At 68.2% G+C, this 23,299-nt stretch carries 6 protein-coding genes; 1 reads left to right on the top strand and 5 read right to left on the bottom strand.

Annotated elements, in window-relative coordinates; all coding sequences use genetic code 11:
• Position 1: 1 nt before the first annotated feature.
• Entirely contained in the window at positions 2-16,168 is a 16,167-nt protein-coding gene (locus CAL28_RS12010) for a non-ribosomal peptide synthetase (protein ID WP_094841596.1), read from the top strand.
• A gap of 64 nt (positions 16,169-16,232) precedes the next feature.
• On the opposite strand, the gene CAL28_RS12015 is transcribed toward CAL28_RS12010, so the two are convergent.
• From CAL28_RS12015 to CAL28_RS12035, 5 genes are all read right to left on the bottom strand, one after another.
• Positions 16,233-16,958: a putative adhesin gene (locus CAL28_RS12015; protein WP_141218181.1), complete on the bottom strand. Its 726-nt coding sequence runs from the start codon at positions 16,956-16,958 to the stop codon at positions 16,233-16,235.
• Positions 16,959-17,150: 192 nt separating this feature from the next.
• The gene (locus CAL28_RS12020) at positions 17,151-18,131 is read right to left on the bottom strand and encodes an alpha/beta hydrolase (protein ID WP_094841598.1); all 981 of its coding nucleotides are present in this window, start codon (positions 18,129-18,131) and stop codon (positions 17,151-17,153) included.
• 7 nt (positions 18,132-18,138) lie between these two features.
• Positions 18,139-20,373 carry a TonB-dependent siderophore receptor gene (locus CAL28_RS12025; protein ID WP_254926101.1) on the bottom strand — a complete coding sequence of 745 codons (2,235 nt, stop codon included), beginning with the start codon at positions 20,371-20,373 and terminating at the stop codon, positions 18,139-18,141.
• A 55-nt stretch (positions 20,374-20,428) separates the two neighbouring features.
• Positions 20,429-21,970, bottom strand: a complete 1,542-nt coding sequence (locus tag CAL28_RS12030) for a diaminobutyrate--2-oxoglutarate transaminase (RefSeq protein ID WP_094841599.1) — start codon at positions 21,968-21,970, stop codon at positions 20,429-20,431.
• 20 nt (positions 21,971-21,990) lie between these two features.
• Entirely contained in the window at positions 21,991-23,292 is a 1,302-nt protein-coding gene (locus tag CAL28_RS12035) for a lysine N(6)-hydroxylase/L-ornithine N(5)-oxygenase family protein (protein ID WP_094841600.1), read from the bottom strand.
• Positions 23,293-23,299 lie beyond the last annotated feature (7 nt).

The following is a 23,299-nucleotide window of genomic DNA, read 5'->3' on the forward strand; positions in this document are numbered from 1 at the left end:
CATGGCATACGATCCGCGCGAACTCGCCCAGCGCATCGCCAGGCTCGACCCGCAGCCGCGCGCCGATCTGCTGAAGAGGCTGGCGGAGCAGGGCGTCGACATTGCCACGTTGCCCATCGTCCCTTTTCCGCAAACCGACCGCTATCCCTTGTCCTATGCCCAGCAGGGCTTGTGGCTGACGTGGCGCATGGCGCCGGGCTCCTCCGCGTACAACATGGCGGGCCTTCTGGCATTGGAGGGGCTGTTGGACCGCCAGGCCCTGGTGCGGGCACTGTCCGATCTGGCGGCGCGCCATGCGGTGCTGCGCACCGTATTCGTCGAAGAGCAGGACCAGCCCATGCAATATGTCCGGCAAGCGGCCGGGCCGTCTTTCGATGCGTTCAGCGACTTCGATGTCTCCGGTCTGCCGGCGAACGAACGCCAGGCGCGGGCGCGCCAAATCGCCTCGGACTTTGCCGGACAGCCGTTCGATCTGGCCGCCGCGCCGGCATGGCGCGTCGCGCTTATCCGGCTGGATGCGCAAAGCTATTGGCTGTCCATCGTCATCCACCACATCCTGGCCGACGGCTGGTCGCAGGATATCCTGCTGCAGGACCTGGCGCACTGCTATGCCGCCCGCGTCGCGGGCGAGGCGGCCACGCTCGCTCCCTTGCCCATCCAGTTCGGCGATTACGCGATATGGCAGCGCGAATGGTACGCCGCCAGCCGCCTGCCCGCCCAACTGGCCTATTGGAAATCGGCGTTGGGCGCCGACATGGAACCATTGCGATTGCCGCTGGACCGTCCGCGTCCGCCGCAGCGGGCCGGCGAGGGGGCCACCCTGCGCTTCGCATTGCCGCTGGCGACCGCGGCCGGATTGCGCCGCCACGCGCGCGACGCCGGCGCGTCGGTCTACATGTGCATGCTGGCCTTGCTGAAGCTGACGCTGTCGCGTTACTGCGGCCAGGACGATATCGTGGTGGGTTCGCCGGTGGCCGACCGCATGCGCGCCGAAACCCACGGCCTGATCGGCTACCTGACCAACATGACCGTGCTGCGCACGCGCGTGGATACACGGCAGAACTTCCGCGCATTGCTGGATGCCGTCCGGAGCACGGTGCTGGATGCGCAGGCGAACCAGGATTGCCCGTACGACCTGCTGGTGTCCGAACTGGCGGGCGCGCGCGAGCCCGGCGTCAATCCCTTGTTCCAGGTGAAGTGCACCGAACAGGCGTCGCTGGAGACGATGGCACGCGGCCGCTTCGGCGATCTCGTCCTGCGCGGTGTGCCGGCATTGTCCGAATCGGCGCATTTCGATCTGAGCCTGGATTACTCCGTCGACGGCGACACCATCGCGTGCTCGCTGACCTATGCCACGGACATATGGGATGCCGCGACGATCGATGGCCTGGCGGCCACGTTTTCAGCCTACGCGCAAGCCGTCGCGCAGGATGCCGGCCAGGCGCTGAACCGGCTTCCGCTGCCCGGCATCGTGCCGGATATCGACGGCGAATATGCCGCCTACGCCGCCCGCGACGTGCTTGAGTTGTGGGCGCAACAGGTGGCGCGGCGCGGCGACCGCATCGCCGTGCGCGACGATGCGCGGGCCATCGGCTATCGCGACCTGGACGCCGCGGCGCACCGATTGAGCCTGCGCCTGGCGGCCGCCGGCGTGGGCGCGGAGTCCCGCGTGGCCCTGCACGCCGGCCGCGATTGCGGCTTCGTGGCGGGGCTGCTCGCCATCCTGAAGACAGGGGCGGCGTGCGTCCCCATGGACCCCGCCTTGCCGCCGGACCGGCTGGCGCATTTGTTGCGCGACAGCGCGGCCTGCGCGGTCCTCAGCGACGACGCTGTCGGGGCGGCCGCCTGGATCGGCGGCTTGCCGCGCATCGGCCTGGCCTGGAGCATGCAGAACGCCGAGGCCGATACGCCGCCGGTCGACGGCGCGTCCGACGCGGCCGCCGCTGGCCGGCCGGACGATACCGACGCGCGCGGCCTGGCGCCGGGCCACCCGCCTTTTGCCATGCATCCCGCGCAGGCGGCCTACCTGATCTACACCTCCGGTTCCACCGGCATGCCCAAGGGCGTGATCGTCAGCCGTGGCGCGCTGAACAACTATGTGCAGGGCGTGCTCGGGCGGCTGGCCTTGCCGGAAGAGGCGGACAGCATGGCCATGGTCTCGACCGTCGCCGCGGACCTGGGCCATACGGTGCTGTTCGGCGCGCTCTGCGCGGGCCGTACCCTGCATATGGTTGCGGCCGCTCGGGCGTTCGATCCGGACGGCTTTGCCGCCTATATGGCGGAACATCGCATCGGCGTGCTCAAGATCGTTCCCGGCCATCTGCAGGCCCTGCTGCAATCCTCGCGCGCCGCCGATGTCCTGCCGCGCCACGTCCTGGTGCTGGGCGGCGAAGCGGCGAGCTGGGCGCTGTACGACCGCATCGCCAGCCTGGCGCCGGCGTGCCGCGTCCTGAACCATTATGGTCCCACCGAAACCACCGTTGGCGCCGTGACCCAGGCGGTGACGCCGGACGCGGCGCGCCAGGGGGACACCGTGCCGGTGGGCAGGCCACTGCCGAATATGTCCCTGTGCGTGCTCGACGGCAATCTGGATCCGGTCCCGCCCGGCGCGGAGGGCGAGCTGTACATCGCCGGCCCCGCGGTGGCGCGCGGCTATCAGGGCCGCCCGGGCCAGACGGCGGAGCGTTTCGTGGCGTCGCCGCATCTGCCCGGGCAACGCATGTATCGCACCGGCGACCGTGTCAGGGTCCTGCGCGATGGCGCCTTGTCCTTCCTGGGCCGTGTCGATGACCAGGTAAAGATACGCGGCTACCGCGTCGAACCCGCCGAGGTCGCAGCGGTATTGCGGACCGCGCCAGGCATCGCCGACGCCGCGGTGTTGCCGCGCGCGGAACCGGACGGACGCCTGCAACTGCATGCCTATGTGGCTCCCTCGGAAATGTCCCGGGATGGCGCGCCGGACGTGGAGGCGCTGCGGCGCCACGCGGCCGCCCGGCTGCCGGAATACATGGTGCCGGCCACATTCACCCTGATGCCCGCGCTGCCGAGAACGGCCAACGGCAAGCTGGACCGCCGTGCCTTGCCAGAACCGCGGCGCTCGGCGCCCGCCGCGCACGATGCGCCGGTGGGGCCGGTCGAGGAAGTCCTTGCCGTCATCTGGGCCGAGGTGCTGGGCGTGCCGCGTGTGGGCCGCGAGGACAATTTCTTTGAGCTGGGCGGCGATTCCATACTCAGCCTGAAGGTGATGGCCCGGGCCCGCCGGCACAAGCTGCGCATCGAGCCGCGCCTGATCTTCGACCACCAGACGCTGCGGGCGCTGGCCGCCGCCATCGCCGCGGCGGCGGGGGACGATGCGCCGCCGGCCGGAATGCAGCCGGGTCCGGCGGCGTCCGAGCCCCCGCCGCCGCGGATGTCCTATGCGCAGCAGCGCCAGTGGTTTCTCTGGCGCATGGACCCCGCGAGTTCCGCCTATCACGTCTCGGGCGCCATGCACCTGCGCGGCCCGCTGGACCGGCATGCGCTGGCGCGCAGCTTCGATACCCTGGCGCAACGCCACGCGGGCTTGCGGACCTGCTTCCGGCCGACGCCGGACGGCCTCGCATTGCCGGAGGTCCAGCCGGCGCGGCCGGTCGCGATCCGCGATTGCGACTTGACCCGCATCGCGCGGGCACAGCGCGATGCACGCGCCCGCGCGGTGGCCCGCGACTGGGTCGCGGAATCCTTCGATCTGGAAGCCGGCCCCTTGTTGCGGGTAGGCACGATCAAGCTTGACGATGCCGAACACGTCCTGGTGCTCGTCATGCACCATATCGTGTCCGATGGCTGGTCCATGCAGATCCTGGTCGACGAGTTCTCCACGCTGTACCGCGCGTATGTACAGGGCCGCGCGCCGTCGCTGCCGCCCGTTGCCGGGGATTACGGAGACTACGCGGCGCGCCAGCGCGCCTGGCTGGAACAGGGCGAAGGCCGGCGCCAGCTTGCCTATTGGGTGGACAGGCTGGCGGGCGAACAACCGGTATTGCATCTGCCCGCGGACGCGCCGCGCCGTACCGACGGCGCCTACCCGGCGCGAACCCATGGCTTCGATCTTCCGCCGCGACTCGCGCAAGCCTTGCGGCAAACGGCCCGCGCGCACGGCGCGACCGCGTATGCTGGGTTGATTGCCGCCTTCCAGGCACTGCTGCACCGCTATTGCCGGGAATCCGATATCCGCGTGGGCGTGCCGATCGCCAACCGGCATCGCGCGGGCACCGAACAGATCATTGGTTTCTTCGTCAATACGCAAGTCATGCGGGCGACGATCGCGGCCGGCACCACCCTGGCGGAACTGCTCGCGCAGACACGCGATGCCGCGCGCGAGGCCCAGGCGCACCAGGACCTGCCCTTCGAGCATCTGGTCGAAGCTTTGCAGCCGGACCGCGCGGTCGGACAGACCCCGCTGTTCCAGGTCATGTTCAATCATCAACGGCCGGACTACGCGGCCTTGCGCGAGCTGCCGGGGCTGGAGGTGGCGGACTACGCCATAGGCGGGCAGGCCGCGCAGTTCGAGTTGACCTGCAATACGGCCGAGCTGCCCGATGGCCGCATCTCCGTGAACCTGGTGTACGCGGGCGGGCTGTTCGATCCGCGCGCCATCGAGCAGTTCGGCCGGCATTATCTGGCCATGCTGGAGCAGTTGACCGTGGATGCGCAGGTCCCCGTCGGGCGGGTGCCGCTGAATACGGACGCCGAATGCGGCCGGCTTGCCGCCTGGGGGGCGCAACGCGCCATGCCTGCCATTCCAGGCGCGTCCGGCATCCATCGCCGATTCGAGGAAGCCGTCCGCCGCCATCCGCATGCGCCGGCCCTGGCCTGCGGCGCATCCGTCATCGATTACGCGGAGCTCAATGCGCGCGCCAATCGGCTCGCGCATCGCTTGCGCGCGCAGGGCGTCGGGCCGGAGGTCCGGGTCGGCCTGGTCGCGGAGCGGTCCGCCGGCATGATCGTCGCGATGCTCGCCATTCTGAAAGCCGGCGGCGCCTATGTGCCGCTGGATCCGGATTATCCGGAGGAACGGCTGCGCTATACGGCGCGGGACAGCGGCATGACGCAACTGATGATGCAGACGCAGTTGGCCGGTCGCATGGGTTGGCTGGCCGCGGCCTTGCCGGCCGGGACCCAGGTGGTGGAGTTCGATGCCGGCGGCCTGCCGGCCGCGCCGGGTGGCGATGAGCCGACGCACGATCCGGACGTGCGCCTGAGCGAGGCCAACCTGGCGTATGTGATCTATACGTCGGGTTCGACGGGACGTCCCAAGGGCGCCCAGCTGTGCCATGGCCAGGTGCTGCGCCTGCTGTCGTCCACCGACGCCTGGTTCGGCTTCGGGCCGGGCGACGTCTGGACGCTGTTCCATTCGTATGCGTTCGACTTTTCCGTCTGGGAAATCTTCGGTGCGCTGTGCACCGGCGGCAAGCTGGTGGTGGTGCCCTATGCCGTCAGCCGGTCCCCCGATGAATTCCTGGCGCTGTTGCGCGACCAGCGCGTCACCGTGCTGAACCAGACGCCGTCGGCATTCCAGCAGTTGATGCAGGTGCCGGCGCTGCATGCGCGGCAGGACGGCCATGGCCTCGCATTGCGCGTGGTGATATTCGGCGGCGAGGCGCTGGAACCGCGTGCGCTGCGGACGTGGATATCCGCCTTTGGCGACCAGGCGCCGCGCCTGGTGAACATGTATGGGATTACCGAAACCACGGTACACGTGACCTACCGGCCCATTACGGAAGCCGACCTGGATTCCGGCAGCAGCCCCATAGGAATCGGTATTCCCGATCTGGGCCTGGCGGTGCTGGACGAAGAGATGGCGCCCGCGCCGATAGGCGTGCCTGGCGAGCTCTATGTCAGCGGCGCGGGATTGGCGCGCGGGTATCTGAATCGGCCCGGCCTGAGCGCCGAACGCTTCGTCGCGCATCCCGACGGCAATGGCGCGCGGCTGTACCGCACCGGCGACCTGGCGCGCTGGACCCACGATGGCCAGCTCGAGTATCTGGGCCGGTTGGACCACCAGGTGAAGATCCGGGGATTCCGCATCGAGCTGGGCGAGATCGAGGCGCAGCTGTTGGGGCAGGAAGGCGTGACCCAGGCCGCGGTGCTGGCGCAGGCGGGGCCGGCGCTGGCCGGGGCGGGGCAGGATGGGCAGGGCAGCCTGCGCCTGGTCGCCTACGTGACCCCGGCAAGCCTGGACACCGCACTGCTGCGCCAGACGCTGGAGCGCAGCCTGCCGGCGTACATGGTGCCGTCGGCCATCGTCACGCTGGATACCTTGCCGATCACGGCCAACGGCAAGCTCGACCGCAAGGCGCTGCCGCAGGCGCAGTTCGCTTCGACGCAAAGTTACGAAGCACCGCAAGGCCAGTTGGAGGAAACCCTGGCCGGCATCTGGCGCGAAGTCCTGGGTGTGGCGCAAATTGGGCGACACGATAATTTCTTCGAGGTTGGCGGGGATTCGATCCTGAGCCTGCAGATCGTGGCGCGGCTGCGCCAGGCCGGCTGGCGGATCAGTCCGCGCCAGATGTTCGAGCGCCAGACCGTGGCGGCCTTGGCGGAAGTCGCCACGCGCGTGCAGGCGAACGGCCAGTTCCGCGATGGCGCATCCGCGCAGGGTGCCTCGGGCAATCCTGCGGCACAGGAGCCGGCAGGCGAAGGAGATGTCGCGGCGGGTCAGGAGGACCCCGTAGCGCGCCGGGAAGATACTCAAGCGGGCGAGGAAGACATTCCAGCAGGCCAGGAAGTGCCCTTGCTGCCGATCCAGGCGCAGTTCCTGTCGCTGCCCTTGTCCACGCACAACCACTGGAACCAGGCGGTGCTGCTGCGCAGCGACGCGGAAGTGGATATCCAGGCCTTGCGCGCGGCGCTCGCGGCGGTGGTTTCGCATCACGACGCGCTGCGGCTGCGCTACCGGCGTGGCGAGGATGGTCAATGGATTCAGGCGTACGCGGATATCAATACTGCTCCGGCATCTACCCATGTCAATCCTGTTCAGGCATCTGCCGATATCCCTACCGCTCAGGCTTCTTCGGATATCCATATCGCTCAGGCTTCTTCGGATATCCATACCGTTCAGGCTTCTTCGGATATCCATACCGTTCAAAACGATGCGGATCGTATTGCCTCTCAGGATGAGGCAGCCCCGGATTCCTCCGACGTAGGAATCTGGGACCTGACGGCGGTAGACGCGGCCGAGATCGAAGCACACTGCGCGCGCGCGCAGGCGAGCCTGGACATTACCCATGGCCCGTTGCTGCGCGCCGCGCGCATGCGGGTGGCCGACGGTAGCTGGCGCTTGCTGCTGGTGATCCACCACCTGGCGGTGGATGGGGTCTCCTGGCGCATCCTGCTGGAGGACCTGCGCCAGGCTTACGAGCAGGCGCGCCGGCGTCAAGCGCCGCGCCTGGCCGCGCGCACGGCCAGCTATGGCGCGTGGGCGCGCGGTCTGCGCCGGCAGGCAGCGATGCATGCCCAGGAGCAACCGTATTGGACAGGCTTGCCGGCCGGCGCCTTGCCGCCGCCGGACCGGGCGGATGGGCCGGCCCGCGTGGGCGACCTGCGCCGGGTCGAGGTCAATCTCACACCCGCGCAGACGCAGGCCTTGCTGCGGCAAGCGCCGTCGGCCTATCGCACGCAGGTCAATGACTTGCTCCTGGCCTCGCTGGCCCTGGCGTTGCGGCAATGGCGCGGGCTGCGGCAGATCCGCATCGACCTGGAAGGACACGGACGCGAGGCCGATGCGCTGGGCCTGGATGTCACGCGCACGGTGGGCTGGTTCACCACGGTCTATCCGGTGGTACTGCAAACGGATGGCGAAGCCGCCGACCTGATTCGGGACGTGAAGGAGCGCTTGCGCGCCGTGCCGCGGCACGGTTTGGGCTATGGGGTGCTGGGCCGCTGGGGCGATGCCTCGGTGCGGCAGGCCTTGTCCGGCGCGCCGGCCTCGCCGATCCTGTTCAACTACCTGGGCCAATTCGACGCGGGCGTGGGCGGCGGGGACTGGCGCGTGGCCGAGGAAGACGTGGGCTCGGGCCAATGGGAGGACGCGCCCCTGTCGCATGCGCTGACCGTGAACGGACGGGTCTACGACGGCCAGCTATCGCTGTCGCTGGGCTACAGCGGCGCGCAGTGGCACGAGGCGACGATGCGGGAGCTGGCGGCGCGCTGGACCGAGGCGCTGTCCACGGTGATCGGGCATTGCACCGGCGGCGCGCAGGGGGTAACGCCATCGGACTTCCCGCTTGCCGGCTTGACGCAATCCGAAGTGGATGCCTTGCCGATCGGCCAGCCGATGGGGCAGTGGCAGGATGTCTACCCCGTCACGCCCATGCAGGCAGGGATGCTGTTCCATTCCATCTACGGTCAGGATGCCGTCGCCGGGTCGCCAGCAGGCGATGGCGCGCCGATGGGGCTTCGTTCGAATACGGAAAGGGACGAAGCCTCTATGCGGGAGGACGTATCGGGCGTCACGGAAGACGTTGCGGGTCTGGCCGTCCAGCCGTACATCAACCAACTTCGGGTGGATGTGCGAGGCCTGGATGCGCGGCGTTTCCAGGCTGCGTGGGAATCGGCGGTGGCGCGGCACGATGTGCTGCGCACGGGATTCATCGCGCGGGCGGACGCGCCGCTGCAATGGGTGGCACGCCAGGCGCGGCTGCCGTTCGAACGGCAACAGGTCAGGGGCGATGCCGGGGAAGTGGCCGCGCGGCTGGACGCCCTGGCCGCGGCGCAACGCGCGGCGGGGTTCGATTTGTTGGTGCCTCCCCTGATGCGCTGCCTGCTGGTGCGGGTCAACGACGCGTATGACCACTTTATCTGGACGCATCATCATCTGCTGCTGGACGGCTGGAGCACGTCGCAGTTGCTGGGAGAGGTACTGAGCGACTACGCGGGCGGGGCGGTGACACGCCCGGCGGGCCGCTATCGGGACTATCTGCAATGGCTGGCCGGGCGCGATGCGCAGGCCACGCAGGCCTACTGGATGGAGCGGCTGCGGGAGCTGGAAGCCCCGACCCTGTTGGCCGAGGCAATGCCCGCCCCGGCCGCTGGCGCTCGGGAAAGCGATGCGCCGGAACGTGTCGCGCATGAGTCCGCCTACGGCGAGTGGGCGATCGATGTGGACGCGGCCCAGACCCAGGCGCTGATGGCGTATGCGCGCCGGGAACGTGTAACCCTTAATACGCTTATGCAGGGGGCCTGGTCGCTGGTGCTCGCGTTGCATACCGGTCAGGACACGGTGGTATTCGGCGCGACGACAGCGGGACGTCCCGAGGACCTGCCGGGCCTGCACCGCGTGCTGGGGCTGTACATCAACACCTTGCCGGTGGTGGTGCGGCTGCCGGCCACGCAGCCAGTGGGAAGCTGGCTGCGCGATCTGCAGGCAAGCAACGTGGCGGCGCGCGAGCACGAACATACGCCCTTGTACGACATCCAGCGCTGGGCCGGGCAGGGTGGCCGGGCGCTGTTCGACACCCTGGTGGTCTTCGAAAACTATCCGGTGGACGAGGCGCTGGGACAATCGCTGCCGGACGGCGCGCGGTTCAGCGGTCTGGCGACGACGGACCCGACCAGCTATCCGTTGACGCTGGTGGTTTCGCAGCGCGGCGAGCTGCATCTCAGGATCAGCTATGACCGTGCCAACTATGAGGCGGCCACCGTCGAGACACTGGGCCAGCGGCTGTTGCAGGGTTTGCAGCGGCTGGCGGCGGAAACGCCGGAAAGATCGGGCACGCTGTCCTTGTTGATCCCCGGCGAGCAGGACCTGCTGCGGTCCTGGACCGACGGTTCGCCGCTGGGCGAGGCGATGGCGGAATGGCGGGACAGGCCTGTGCATGCGGTGATATCGGCGCAGGCGGCACGCACGCCCGATGCGGTGGCGGTGATCATGGAGACCGATCCGGCCCTGGCGGCCGATGGGGTATCCGACCCGTTGACGGGATCGGCGCTGACGCTGACGTATGCGCAGCTGGAACGCCAGTCGAACCGTCTGGCGCAGCGGCTGCTGGCGCTGGGCGTCGGTCCGGAGCGTCGGGTGGCGATCGCGGCGCATCGGCATCCGTCGCTGGTGGTGGGGTTGCTGGCGGTGCTGAAGACGGGGGCGGCGTATGTGCCGCTGGACCCGGAGTATCCGGACGATCGCCTGTCGTACATGATCGAGGACAGCGCACCGGCGCTGGTGCTGACCCAGTCGTGGCTGTCGGCGCGTGTACGCGAGTGGATCGGGGGTGGGGCACGGCAGCAGGGTGCCGTGCCGCTGCTGGAGATCGACATGCTGGATGCGTCTGCTGGCGTGACTGCCGAATCGGCCGGCGTGGCCGACGGGTCGAATGTCGCGATCCAGGTCTCGAAGCTCCCGGTTCACGCATCGGATCCTTCAGTTCACGCATCGGACCCGGTTCGCGTACCGGACCTTCCGGTCCATGCAGAACAGGCATGCTACGTGATCTATACATCGGGCTCGACCGGAAAGCCGAAGGGGGCGACCAACCGCCACGCCGGATTGAGCAATCGCCTGGCGTGGATGCAACAGGCGTATGGTCTGGGACCGCAAGATACGGTGCTGCAGAAAACGCCTTTCAGCTTCGATGTCTCGGTCTGGGAGTTCTTCTGGCCGCTGATGGCGGGCGCGCGCCTGGCGCTGGCCGCGGTCGGCGAGCATCGCGACGCGGAACGGTTGCTGGGGCGCATCGTGGCGCAGCAGGTGAGCACGCTGCACTTCGTGCCCTCGATGCTGCACGCCTTCGTGGCGCACTGCGAATCGCGCAAGGACAGTGCGGCGCTGTCGGCGGCCAGGAAGGTGCTGCGCCGCGTCTTCTGCAGTGGTGAGGCCTTGCCGGCAGAGTTGTGCGCGCGGGTCTATGCGCTGTTCCCGGGGATCGAACTGCACAATCTGTACGGCCCGACGGAAGCGGCGATCGACGTGACGCATTGGGACTGCGCGCGGCCGGCCGCAACAGGCGTGCCGATCGGGCGCCCGATCGCGGGACTGCGTACCTATGTGCTGGATGCCCAACTGAACGAGGTCCCGCCCGGTGTCGGCGGCGAGCTCTACCTGGGCGGCGTTGGGCTGGGGCGTGGCTACTTGAGCCGGCCGGGCCTGAGCGCGGAACGCTTCGTGGCCGACCCATTCGGCACGGGCGAACGCCTGTACCGCACCGGTGATCTGGCACGTTGGAATCGAGAAGGCCAGCTGGAATACCTGGGCCGGCTGGATTACCAGGTCAAGTTGCGCGGCCAGCGCATCGAGCTGGGTGAGATCGAAGCGCAGCTGTTGGCGCAGGACGGCGTCAAGCAGGCCGTGGTGCTGGCGCAGAAGGGGCTGGCGGTTGCTGGAGCAGGGCAAGACGGATCGAGCGGCCCCCAAGGCCTGGATGCGCAAGGTTCCTCCGGTAGCGCGCAGGCCAGCCTGCGACTGGTCGCCTACGTAACCCCGGCAAGCCTGGACACGGCGATGCTGCGCCAGGCGCTGGAACGCAGCCTGCCGGCGTACATGGTGCCGTCGGCCATCGTCACACTGGATGCCTTGCCCATCACGGCCAACGGCAAGCTCGACCGCAAGGCGCTGCCGCAGGCGCAGTTCGCTTCGGCGCAAACCTACGAAGCCCCGCAAGGCGGGCTCGAGGAAACCCTGGCCGGCATCTGGCGCGAAGTCCTGGGCGTGGAGCAAATTGGCCGCCACGATAACTTCTTCGAAGTCGGTGGCGACTCTATCCTGAGCCTGCAGATCGTGGCGCGGCTGCGCCAGGCGGGCTGGCAAATCAGCCCGCGCCAGGTGTTCGAGCGCCAGACCGTGGCGGCCCTGGCGGAAGTCGCCACGCGCGTGCAGGCGGACGGACAGCCGGGCTCTGGCGCGTTCCCGGATAGCGCTACGCGAGACCCGGGCGCACAGGATAGGACGCGACAGGATCGTGCGGAACAAGATCGGGGAGGACAGGATACCCCCGCGTCCGGCCCTCAAAGCCTGGCGGACTATCCCGACGCCCCCGCCGCCGCGGCCCTGGCGCTGGACGACAGCGATATCGAAGACGTGCACCCCTTGTCGCCCACCCAGGAAGGCATGTTGTTCCACACCCTGGAAGCGCCGGGCAAGGGGCTGTATGTCAATCAGATCAGCGTACGCATGCAGGGCGCGGACGCGGCGCGGCTGGCGCGCGCGTGGTCGGCCATGGTGGCGCGCCATGCGACGCTGCGCACGTCCTATCTATGGCGGGCCGGCATGGACAAGCCGCTCCAGCTGGTCCACCGCAGCGTCGATCCTGGCGTCACGATCCTGGATTGGCGTGGACGGGACAAGCAGGCCGAACACCTCGCGGCCTTCGCGGAAGAACAATCCCTGGGCATCGACGTCGCGCGCGCGCCGCTGTCCCGGCTGGCCTTGATCCGCCTGGATGCGGATACCCATCAATTGATCTGGACGCATCACCACCTGTTGCTCGACGGCTGGAGCGCGTCGCGGCTGGTCGGCGAGTGGTTGCGCACGTATGGCGGCGAGTCATTGCCGGCCGCCGGCCCCGCCTACGGCCACTACGTGCGCTGGCTGGGCCGACAGGACCGCACCGCCAGCGAACGCTTCTGGAAGGAATCGCTGAAAGCGCTGGACGGCCCCACCTTGCTGGCGCAATGTCCCGGCGCGCATGCGGCGCCGGGCACGGAAGCCTACGCGCGCATCTACACCCGCCTGGACGCCGCCCGGACCATCCACCTGCGCGAGTTCGCCCGGTCGCAGCGCGTGACGCTCAATACCGTCATACAGGCCGCCTGGGGCCTGCTGCTGCAGCGGTGCGCGGGCAAGGATACGGTGGTGTTCGGCGCCACCGTTTCGGGCCGCCCCGCCACCTTATCCGGCGTGGAAGACATCCTGGGCCTGTTCATCAATACCATTCCGGTTCCCGTGCGCGCCGCGCCGTCGCGTGCCGTCGGCGATTTCCTGCGCGACCTGCAGGCAGAGAACCTGCGTCTGCGCGAACATGAACATGCCGGGCTGGCCGATATCCAGCGCTGGGCCGGATCGTCCGGACGGCCGTTGTTCGACAGCATCGTCGTGTTCGAGAACTACCCCGTGGACCGCACGCTGAAAGACCGCGAACGCTACGGGCTGCGTTTCGGGGAAAGCCAGGGTGGCGGCCTGACCGGCTACGTCATGGATATCCAGGTAGTCGCCACCGATGAAATCGAACTCGAATACTGCTATAGCACCGCGCATCTGCCCGAGCCGATGGTCCTGGACCTGCGGCGCCAGATGGAACAGCTGCTGCGCGAAATCACGCGGGATGCGCGCGCCCCGGTGGGCGATCTGGGGTGGCTGGACGAACAGGCCCTTGACGTGCTGCGCGCGTGGGGGCGCGATGCGGGGCAGGTCCGCGCGGCGGGGCCCGGCTACGTGCATCGTCTGATCGCTGCCCATGCGCGCCAGCGGCCCGATGCGCTGGCCCTGGTCATGGACGGCGACAGCCGTTCCTACGCCGAGCTGGACGCGGCCGCGAACCGCCTGGCCCATCGGTTGATCGAGGCCGGCATCGGGCCGGAACGACGCGTGGGCGTGGCGATGCCGCGTTCGCTCGATACCGTGGTCGCCTTCCTGGCGGTGTTGAAGGCAGGCGGGGCCTACGTCCCGCTGGACCTGGACCATCCGCAGGACCGGCTGGCGTATATCGCGCGCGACAGCGGCATGGCCCTGCTGCTGGCGTCCGCTTCGGGCCCGGCGCATCTGTCCCGCCTTGGCGTGCCGGTGCTGGTCTGCGACGAGGCGGCCGCGAACGACGGGCCGGCCACCGATCCCGGCGTTCGCCTGTCGCCGGACAACCTTGCCTACATCATCTATACCTCCGGATCCACCGGCAAGCCCAAGGGCGTGGCGGTGACCCATGGGCCCCTGGCCATGCATTGCCAGGCAACCGCCCGCATCTACGGCATGACGCGCGAATCGCGGGAACTGCTGTTCATGTCCTTCTCTTTCGACGGGGCGCACGAACGCTGGCTGACCGCGCTGACCACCGGCGCGAGCCTGGCCGTGCGTGGCGCGGAGCTGTGGACCGCGCAGGAGTCGCTGGCGGCCCTGCACCGCTATGGCATCACCAACGCGGCTTTCCCGCCCGCCTACCTGGCGCAGATGGCGGACCATGCCGCCCAGCATGGCAACCCGCCGCCGATGGATCTGTATGTGTTCGGCGGCGAGGCGATGCCGCGCGCCGTTTACGAGCGCGTGCGCAGCTACCTTCCCGCCCGTTGCTACATCAATGGCTATGGTCCCACCGAAACCGTCGTCACTCCCCTGATATGGAAGACCGCGGCGGACGCGGGCTTCGACTGCGCCTATGCGCCCATAGGCAAGGCAGTGGGGGAACGCCGGCTGTACGTGCTGGATGCGGACCTGCGCCCGGTTCCCATCGGCCACGTCGGCGAGTTGTACATCGGCGGCTACGGCGTGGCGCGAGGCTATCTGGGCCGCACGGCGCTGACGTCGGCAAGCTTTGTCGCCGATCCCTTCGGCGACGCGGGCTCGCGCATGTACCGCAGCGGCGACCTGGTGCGTTGGCTGGCCGATGGCAATATCGAATACATCGGCCGGCGCGACAGCCAGGTGAAGATCCGCGGCTTCCGCATCGAACTGGGTGAAGTCGAGGCCAGCGTCCTGGGCTTGCCCGGCGTGGAGGAGGCCGCGGTGGTCTTCCACCAGGCGTCTTCCGGCGCGCAATTGGCGGCGTACATCGGCGTGGGCGATAAGGCGGCATCGACGCTTTACCCCGTTGCGGGATCGGCATCGCGCGCGGTACCGGCCGCCGGCGCCGATACCGGCCCGGGCGGCCCGATCAGCCTGGCGTCGCACTTGCGCGGGCTGCTGGCCGCGCGCCTGCCCGACTACATGGTGCCCGCGTCCATTACCGTGCTGCCGCGCCTGCCGCGCCTGATCAGCGGCAAGCTGGACCGGCAGGCGCTGCCGGCGCCCAGCGCGGCGGCGCAGCGGGACTTCGTGGCGCCGTCCACGGATGCGGCGCGCCAGCTTGCCGCCGTCTGGCAGGAAATCCTGAACGTGCCGCGCGTGGGGCAAACCGACAACTTCTTCGAACTCGGCGGCGATTCGCTGCTGAGCCTGAAGATGTTGAGCCGCGTGCGCGTGCTGGAGCGGCCGGAGCTGTCATTCACCCTGCGGGACCTGATGCAGCGTCCCACGATCGCCGGCCTGCTGGGCCTGGAGCAACCCGCCGCCGCCGCGCCCGTGCCCTTGAACAGCGGCCAAGGGGCCGGCGCGCCCCTGTTCTGCGTGCATGCGGGCATGGGCACGCTCTACGACTACCAGACGATGGCCAGGCGGTTCGACGGTATCCGGCCGGTCTATGGCTTGCCTTGCCGCATGCTGCTCGACGCCGGGCATGAAGACCGCGCCTTGGCGCAAATGGCGGAGGACTACAGCGCCATGGTATCGGCCGCGCAGCCGCGAGGCCCCATCCATTTGCTGGGATGGTCGCTGGGCGGCACGCTGGCCGCGATGATGGCGCAGCGCCTGGAGGCGGATGGCCGCGAGGTGGGCTTCCTGGGGCTGGTGGATCCTTATATCAGCGGCCTGGAGCAGGAAGCGCAGCGCGATTGGCGCGAGGACTTGCCGGGCTATGCGCGTTTGATGGCGCCGGACATTCCATCCGCGCGCATCGACGCGGCGGCGCAGACCCAGCGGGCCGCGTATGCCGCCGTCGACCCGCGGCCGGCGAATGCCGGGCGCACCGAAGCGCTGCCCGACACACCGGCATTGACCCAGGAAGCGGTGGAAGCCCGCCTGGCCGGCTTGCTGGGCGGCGCGACGGCGAGCCCGGCGGGCTTGGACGTTTGCGAACTGGCGCGCATCTTCCTGGTGGCTCGCCATCTCCAGGTGCTCTCGCTGCAGGCGGGGCCGATGGGCAAGCTGCGGGCGCGGCCCTGGTGCTGGTGGCGAGCCGGCCGCGATGAGGCCCAGCGGCGCGCGTTGGCGGCGCAACTGGGCCATGCCGCCGGCGAAACCCATCGCACGCTGGCCGCGGATCATTACGCCATTATCCGTGACGGCGTTCTGCTGGAGCATGTGGCGGGCGCGCTATCGGCGATGGAAGAGGGCGCCCGCGCTGAAGTGTCAACCGAAGCGTCGCTGGTCGAGGATGTGGGAATGCAGGGATAGCGGAAACAGGCGCGGCGCCGGGGGCCGATCTCGGCGCCTATCCGCGCTGGATGGCAAATGCGGGCTAACGCGCGGCATAGGGTGGCTTTACATACGGCTCCAGCGCGGGATACGTATCAACCGTGCCCTTGGCAAAATTCCGGCAAAAGATGCAGTGTATTTTGGAATACCTGTGGTTCTTGGCACGCAGGTCCGCCAGAAGCTCGGAAAATAGCACCCTGTCCTGCCAGCCATTCCCGTGCGCCTTCCCGCGTATCGTCACGACGTCGGTGTAAGGCTGGCGCTCCCGCATGCAGCGCCAGACATCGTCGTAATTCTCGTATGTATCTTGATACTCGGCCAGCGCGAAATCCGAACAGAACTGCCCACTGCGCATGATTTCGTATGGGCGCTCGTCCAAGTCAAGGTACACGAAGCCCAGATAGATATCCGTGGTCAGAAGCGGGGCGTGATTCGGTCCGTAAAAATGGAAGGCCGTTCCCGGGGGCACCATCGTTCGACGCCCCAGCAATTGACCGCCATGAGACGAAATAATCAGCTCCGTGCTCTTCCTTCCCTTCATCCGCCACAGCATGTATTTGTCATAGACCAGGCGATCATGCCGATAGGGCCCTTCGTCCGGCAAAAGTGGGAAGCGCGAAGAAATATCGGTAAGGCGGGAGAAGTGCTCGGACGGCCGCGGTGGCGCCTCGAGTTCCGGCAACTGGTGATCGCCTTCAAGCGGCCGCCGTGACGACCTGCCGTCCGCCGACGGATCGGAATAACGGCGAGTGGATAAGAAATTCGGCATATCGATGACTCGAGAATGGGCTACCGCCAGGGCCGGGGGCCAAGGGACCGATGCCTGGCGAACGTGCGCGTCCAGGGAAGGCGCGTCGATGCGCGCGTTCTCCTCAAATTACACACAATTCCGGATCTCGCGATAAGGCGAAAACTCTGATGCGCGGAATCCGCGGCCCGCCGCCGCGTCAGCCGTCGTCAATCACGGGGTCGGCCATGCCGCGTGATGGGGAGAGAGGCCGGTGCCCATCCCGAACGCATTCGCCAGGCGCACCGCGATATCGCGGCGCAGCCGCATCGCGTCGGGAACGATGTTGCCCAGCCGCGCGAAGTCATGCACCATCCCGGGATAGACCGCCCATGCGCAGGACACGCCGGCATCGCGCAGGCGCTGGCCATAGGCCAGGCCTTCATCGGTCAGCATGTCGCATTCGGCCAGCAGGATATGGGCGGGCGCCAGCCCCGCCAGGTCGCCACATTCCAAAGGGGCGAAACGCCAGTCGCGCGCATTGCCCTCGTCGCCCAGGTAGTGCCGGACCATCCACCGCAGCGTGGCGGCCTCCAGCAGATGTCCCGTGGCGTAGCGCCGCCGCGATTCGAAGTCGTCCGTGGCACTGGCGCAGGGATACAAGAGCACCTGCGCCATGGGTTGCGGCATGCCGGCGTCGCGCGCGGCGATGGTCAGGCCCGTGGCCAGCGTCGCCCCCGCGCTATCGCCGCAGACCGCCACGCGCGCCGCATCGCAGCCCCACGATGCGGCGTGCCGCAGCGCCCATCGATAGGCATCCCAGGCGTCCTCGACCGCCGCGGGAAAGCGGTGTTCCGGCGCCAGGCGGTAATCCACCGCCAGGACCGCGCAGGGCACGAGCTCCGCCAGGTCGCGGCACAGGGAATCGTGCGAATCCAGGCTGCCCACGCAATAGCCGCCGCCGTGAAAGAACACCACCAGGGGCAGCGGCGCCGCGGCATCGGCCGGCCGGTACAGGCGCAGCGCCAGGCGCCCGCCATCGCGCCGCGGCATCTCCAGCGGACGCGCCTGGACGCGCCGCGATCCCGGCGCGTCCAGCACCGGCGTCGCCGCATCGTAGTCGGCGCGTGCCTGCGCCGGCGTGGACTGGTGCATGGGGCGGGCGTTGCCCGCCGCCACCATGTCCAGGAATGCCGCCAGATCGGGCTGCAGCATGCTCACGCTACCAGCTGTACGACAAGGTGCCGACGACCGTGCGTTCCTGCCCGTAGCGGCAGTTCAGTGTGTTGTTGCGGCATACCACGGTCTCCTTGTTGAACAGGTTGATCACGTTCAATCCCAGCCGCCAACCGCGGATCTCGTAGTGCAGTCCGGCATCGAACAGGACGGCGGAATCGTTGGTGATGGTATTCGCGACGTTGGCGTAGGTCGTCCCGATATAGCGCACGCCCGCGCCCATGCCCAGACCCCGCAGCAGGCCGGACGGCAGCGTGTAGTTCAGCCAGGCGGATGCCATGTGTTCCGGCGTCACGATGGGGATATTGCCTTCCTCGATCGGGTTGTTGCTGCTCTTGACCCGAATGTCGTTGAAGGTATAGGACGCCAGCACGTCCAGATTCCGCGTCAGGTTGGCCTTGCCTTCGAGTTCGATGCCGCGCGCGCGGATCTTGCCGGTCTGTACGCTGAAATTGACATCGGTCGGGTCGGTGGTCAGCACGTTCTTCTGCGTCAGGTCATAGACCGACACGGCCACATAGCTTTTGCCGCCCGGCGGCTGGTACTTGATCCCGACTTCGTACTGCTCGCCCTTGGTGGGCTTGAACGGCGTGCCGTCCTTGGCGACGCCGGCTTGCGGCAGAAAGGATGTGCTGTAGCTCACGTAGGGCGTGACGCCATTGTCGAACAGATAGGCCAGGCCCGCGCGCGTGGTGAAGTCGTCGTCGTTCTGCTTGGTGGTGTCGCCGGCCAGCCGGTCGCGGCTGTCGCTGCGCGCCCAGTCCTGCCGTCCGCCCAGCGTCAGCAGCCATTTGTCGAGTTTGATCTGGTCCTGCAGATAGGCGCCCAGCTGGCGGTTGACCTGCTTCTGATCGATGATGGTCCCGGCCGCGGAGGGATAGGGAATGTTCAGGCCGTATTGCGGGTTATCCAGATCCAGGTTGGGGGCGGTGCCCTGGCGGTAATCCTGCTGGCCGTCGAGGAACTGGTAATCGATACCGGCCAGCAGGGTGTGCGCGGCCAGGCCGGTCTGGAACTTGAATTCTGCCTGGTTGTCGATCACGAAGCTGTCGGCGCTTTCCTTGGACACCAGCGCATAGCGGCTGATGGTATGGCCGTCGGGCAGCACGCGCAGGGCGTACAGGTCGCGTTGATCCAGCCAGCCTTTCTGGTAGCGGGCGTTCTGGCGCACCGTGAAGGAAGAATTGAAACGGTGCGAAAACTGATAGCCGATCGAGTACTGCTCGCGATCGTATTTATTGAAATCGTAGTCGCCCACCAGCGTATGCGTGGGATAGACCGGGCGCGACTCGCCGCCGGTGCGATCGTGCTGGTAGTTCAGCAGCAGCGTGAAAGAGGTATCGGCATCCGGCTGCCAGGTGAAGGCCGGCGCGATGTAGGCCAGGTCGTCGGGGTAGCGGTGACCGGAACCATACTTGTCCTGGGTACCGGCATCGCGCCAGATGCCGGTCAGGCGGTACAGGTACTTGCCGTCCTTGTCGACCGGGCCGCCCAGGTCGAACTGCGCCTGCCGCCGGTCCCAGCTGCCGAACTGGACGCCGATGTCGCCGAAGGGTTCGGCGGTGGGCCGCTTGGTGACACGGTTGACGATACCGCCGGGCGCGACCTGGCCGTACAGCACGGACGACGGTCCGCGGATCACGTCGATGCGTTCCAGCGCGTAGGGATCCATGCGCATGCGGATCTGGTCGTAAGGCATCTGGCTCAGGCCGTCGCGATAGTCGCCGGAGAGCTTGGCATCGAAGCCGCGCAGCACGATCCAGTCATTGCGCACATCGTTGCCGCCGAAATTGTTGACCTGGACGCCGGGCACGTACTGCACCGCCTGCGGGACGCTCAGGTCATTGCGGTCGCGCATCTCCTGCTGGGTGACCACGGATATGGACTGCGGGATTTCACGCAGCGGCGTGTCGGTCTTGGCGCCCGTCAGCGCGTCGGTGGCGACGTAGCCGCTGGTCGGACCGGTCACGGGATTCTGCTGGGTGCCCGTCACGTTGACCGTGGGCAGCGTCGTCGTGGCGGCCGTATCGGACGGCGCGGATTGTCCGGGCTGCGCCTGTTGCGCGGGCTGCGCTTGTGGCGTTTGTTGCGTGGACTGGGCCTGCTGCGCCTGGGCACCGGCCGCGAGCGCCAGGCCGAACATCAGGAAGGTACCGAGCAAGGGCCGGGGCAAAGGGTGAGGCAGAACTCCGGTAGGCAGCGTGTTGTTTTGGTTTTTCATAATGGTCGTAGCGTGAAGAATCCCCTTGGGCAATGCGAGGCCGGACAGGCCGGCATCAGACCGCGGGTGCGAGTGCCGGAGGACCGGCGGCGATATGCGCCGGGCCCGGTGACCCCTTCGCGTCCGCTTGGGCCGAAAGCGCCGCGCGTACGGAGAGGGAGAAAATGTCGAAGACCCGATCGATCTGGGCTTCGGTAATGATCAACGGCGGCAGGAAGCGCACCACGCTGCCGTGGCGACCTCCTAGTTCGACGATCAGTCCGCGCCGCAGGCATTCGGCCTGTACGGCGCCGGCCAGCGCGGGGTTGGCCGGCAGCGCCGTCCCCGCCGTTCCCGCCGATTCGGCGCCGGCCATATCGATGCCCGGTAGTGGGGCCCGCCCGCCGTCGGCGCCGGGCTGCACCAGCTCGACGCCCAGCATCAGCCCCCGTCCGCGGACGTCGCCCAGTTCCGGTACGTCCCGCTGCAGCTGCCGCAATAGCCCCAGCAGGCGCAGGCCCATCGCCGCCGCGTGATCGGCCAGCCCCGCTTCGCGCAGCAGCCGCATGGTGGCCGAGCCCGCCGCCATGGCCAGCTGGTTGCCGCGGAAGGTGCCCGCATGGGTACCGCCGCTCCAGAGGTCCAGCTCCTTGCGATAGACGACCACGGCCAGGGGCAGTCCGCCGCCCACCGCCTTGGACAGCACGACCGCATCGGGCACGATGTCCGCATGTTCGAAAGCGAAGGGCTTGCCGGTGCGGCCGAATCCGCTCTGTATTTCGTCGGCGATCAGCGGGACCTCGGCCGCCGCCGTCAGGGCGCGTACGCCGCGCAGCCATGAGGCCGGCGCGGGGATCACGCCGCCTTCGCCTTGCACGGCCTCCAGGATCATGCCGGCGGGCCGCGGCACGCCGCTTTCCGGATCGCGCAGTACCGACCCGATGTAATGCAGGCCCGCGCGCACCCCGGCGTCGCCGTGCAGTCCGAAGGGGCAGCGATAGTCGTAGGGATAGGGCAGGAACTGCACCCCGGCCAGCGGCGTGTTCAGCGAGCGCTTGGGCTGCAGGTTGCCCATCAACTGCAGCGCGCCCTGCGTCATGCCGTGATACGCGCCCTGGAAGGCCAGGATATCGGCGCGCCCGGTCGCGCTCTTTACCAGCTTCAGCGCGGCTTCGACCCCATCGGTGCCGGCGGGACCGCAGAACTGCACGCGGGCGTCGCGGGCGAACGCCGCCGGCAGCGTATCGAACAGATCGCGCATGAAGCGGTCCTTCACGGGCGTGGTCAGGTCCAGCGTCAGCATGGGCGCGTCGTCGCGCAGCGCGCCGTGGATGGCTTCGAGCACGGCGGGGTGGTTGTGGCCCAGGGCCAGCGCGCCGGCGCCGGCCAGGCAATCGATGAATACGCGGCCTTCCACGTCTTCCACGTAGACGCCCTTGGCGCGCCGCAGGGCCAGCGGCAGGCGCCGCGGATAGCTGCGGGCGTTGGACTCGCGGCCGGCCTGGTAGCGCAGCAGCGCGTTGTCCGTCAGTTGATAGGGCTGCGACAGGGCGTCATGACGCCGGGCCAGTTCGGTTTCCGTTGCTTCCGTCTGTTCCAGCGGGGGCAGGCAAGCCATGGTCTGTGCCTCGCACAAGGTCAGGAGATCGAGACGGCGCGTGCCGTCCGGGGAAGCGGCGGGGCGGCCGGCGCTTCCGGGCGCCTGAGCGCCGCGCCGATCTCCCAGGAGCGAACCGCCAGGATGGATAGCAGGCTGTCGCTGATGCCGTGCGTGTCTTCGCTGCCGCCCTGCACATAGATGGCGGGACGCAACCGTTCGTCGGCGCGCAGGCGGTAATGGCGATCCGGCGCATAGCCGTCCAGGTACGCATCCAGCGGCGCCAGCAGCGCCTGGTGCTGGTCGCGCTCGTAGCCGGTGGCCAGCACGACCGCGTCGTAATGCAGCGTGTCCTGCGTGCCGTCGTGCAGATTGCGCACCGACAGCGCGATGCCAGCCTCGTCGGCGTCCACGGCCGTCGCTTCAAGGCGCCGCAACACGCGATGGCGCGTCTTGCCGCCGACTTTCTGTTGATACAGCAGGTCGTAGATCCGCTCGATCAACGCCAGGTCGGGTGCCGAATAATTGGTATGCCGCGTCTGCGCGAGCAGGGCCGCGCGATCGGCATCCGGGCGCGTATAGAGATAATCCGTGTGGTCCGCGTTGAAGATCTCGTTGACGAAGGGGCTGTCGTCGGAGGGCCGTATCGTATGGCCGCGTATCAGCATGTCCACCCGCGGCCGCGCGGGATGCTCGTGCAGGTGCATGAAGATTTCCGCCGCGCTCTGGCCGCCGCCGATCACGGCGACCCGCTCCAGCCGCGGCTGCCTGGCCAGCGAGGACAGATAGCCGCTCGTATGGAAGATGCGGCCGTCCTTCATCCATCCGGCAAAGACTTCCGGAATGCGCGGGCGGCCGCCCACGCTGACCACCAGGTTGCGGGCCAGCCGTTCCCGCAGGCGTCCGTCGGCGGCGCGGGACCGCACCCGCAGCAGCTCGACCACGCCGCCCGCCGGCTCGGGCTGCACGTCCAGGACGTGTTCGCCATAGGCGCAGCAATCGTCGAAATGGGCCGCCGCCCAGGTCAGGTAATCGTTGAATTCCTGCCGGCTGGGGAAGAACGTTTTCAGGTTGATGAAGTCCTGCAGGCGGCCCTTGCTGTGCAGATAGTTCAGGAAGGAATAGCGGCTGGCCGGGTTGCGCAGCGTCACCAGGTCCTTCAGGAAGGAAATCTGCATATGCGTGCCATCGAGCATCATGTCGGGATGCCAGGCGAAGCGCGGCTGTCTTTCGATGAACAGCGCGCCCGTGGACGCGGCCCGGCCATGGACCTCTTCCAGGGCGATGGCCAAGGCAATGTTCGAAGGTCCGAAACCGATACCGATCAGATCGTGTACGTGCATGTCGTCC

This window comes from Bordetella genomosp. 11, from assembly GCF_002261215.1.
Lineage (GTDB): Bacteria > Pseudomonadota > Gammaproteobacteria > Burkholderiales > Burkholderiaceae_B > Bordetella_C.

What these genes read in the sequence shown, in the direction of transcription:
- CAL28_RS12030 (WP_094841599.1), bottom strand. Translation starts at nt 21,970, where the DNA reads ATGGCTTGCCTGCCCCCGCTGGAACAGACGGAAGCAACGGAAACCGAA.
- CAL28_RS12015 (WP_141218181.1), bottom strand. Translation starts at nt 16,958, where the DNA reads ATGCCGAATTTCTTATCCACTCGCCGTTATTCCGATCCGTCGGCGGAC.
- CAL28_RS12010 (WP_094841596.1), top strand. Translation starts at nt 2, where the DNA reads ATGGCATACGATCCGCGCGAACTCGCCCAGCGCATCGCCAGGCTCGAC.
- CAL28_RS12035 (WP_094841600.1), bottom strand. Translation starts at nt 23,292, where the DNA reads ATGCACGTACACGATCTGATCGGTATCGGTTTCGGACCTTCGAACATT.
- CAL28_RS12025 (WP_254926101.1), bottom strand. Translation starts at nt 20,373, where the DNA reads ATGAAAAACCAAAACAACACGCTGCCTACCGGAGTTCTGCCTCACCCT.
- CAL28_RS12020 (WP_094841598.1), bottom strand. Translation starts at nt 18,131, where the DNA reads ATGCTGCAGCCCGATCTGGCGGCATTCCTGGACATGGTGGCGGCGGGC.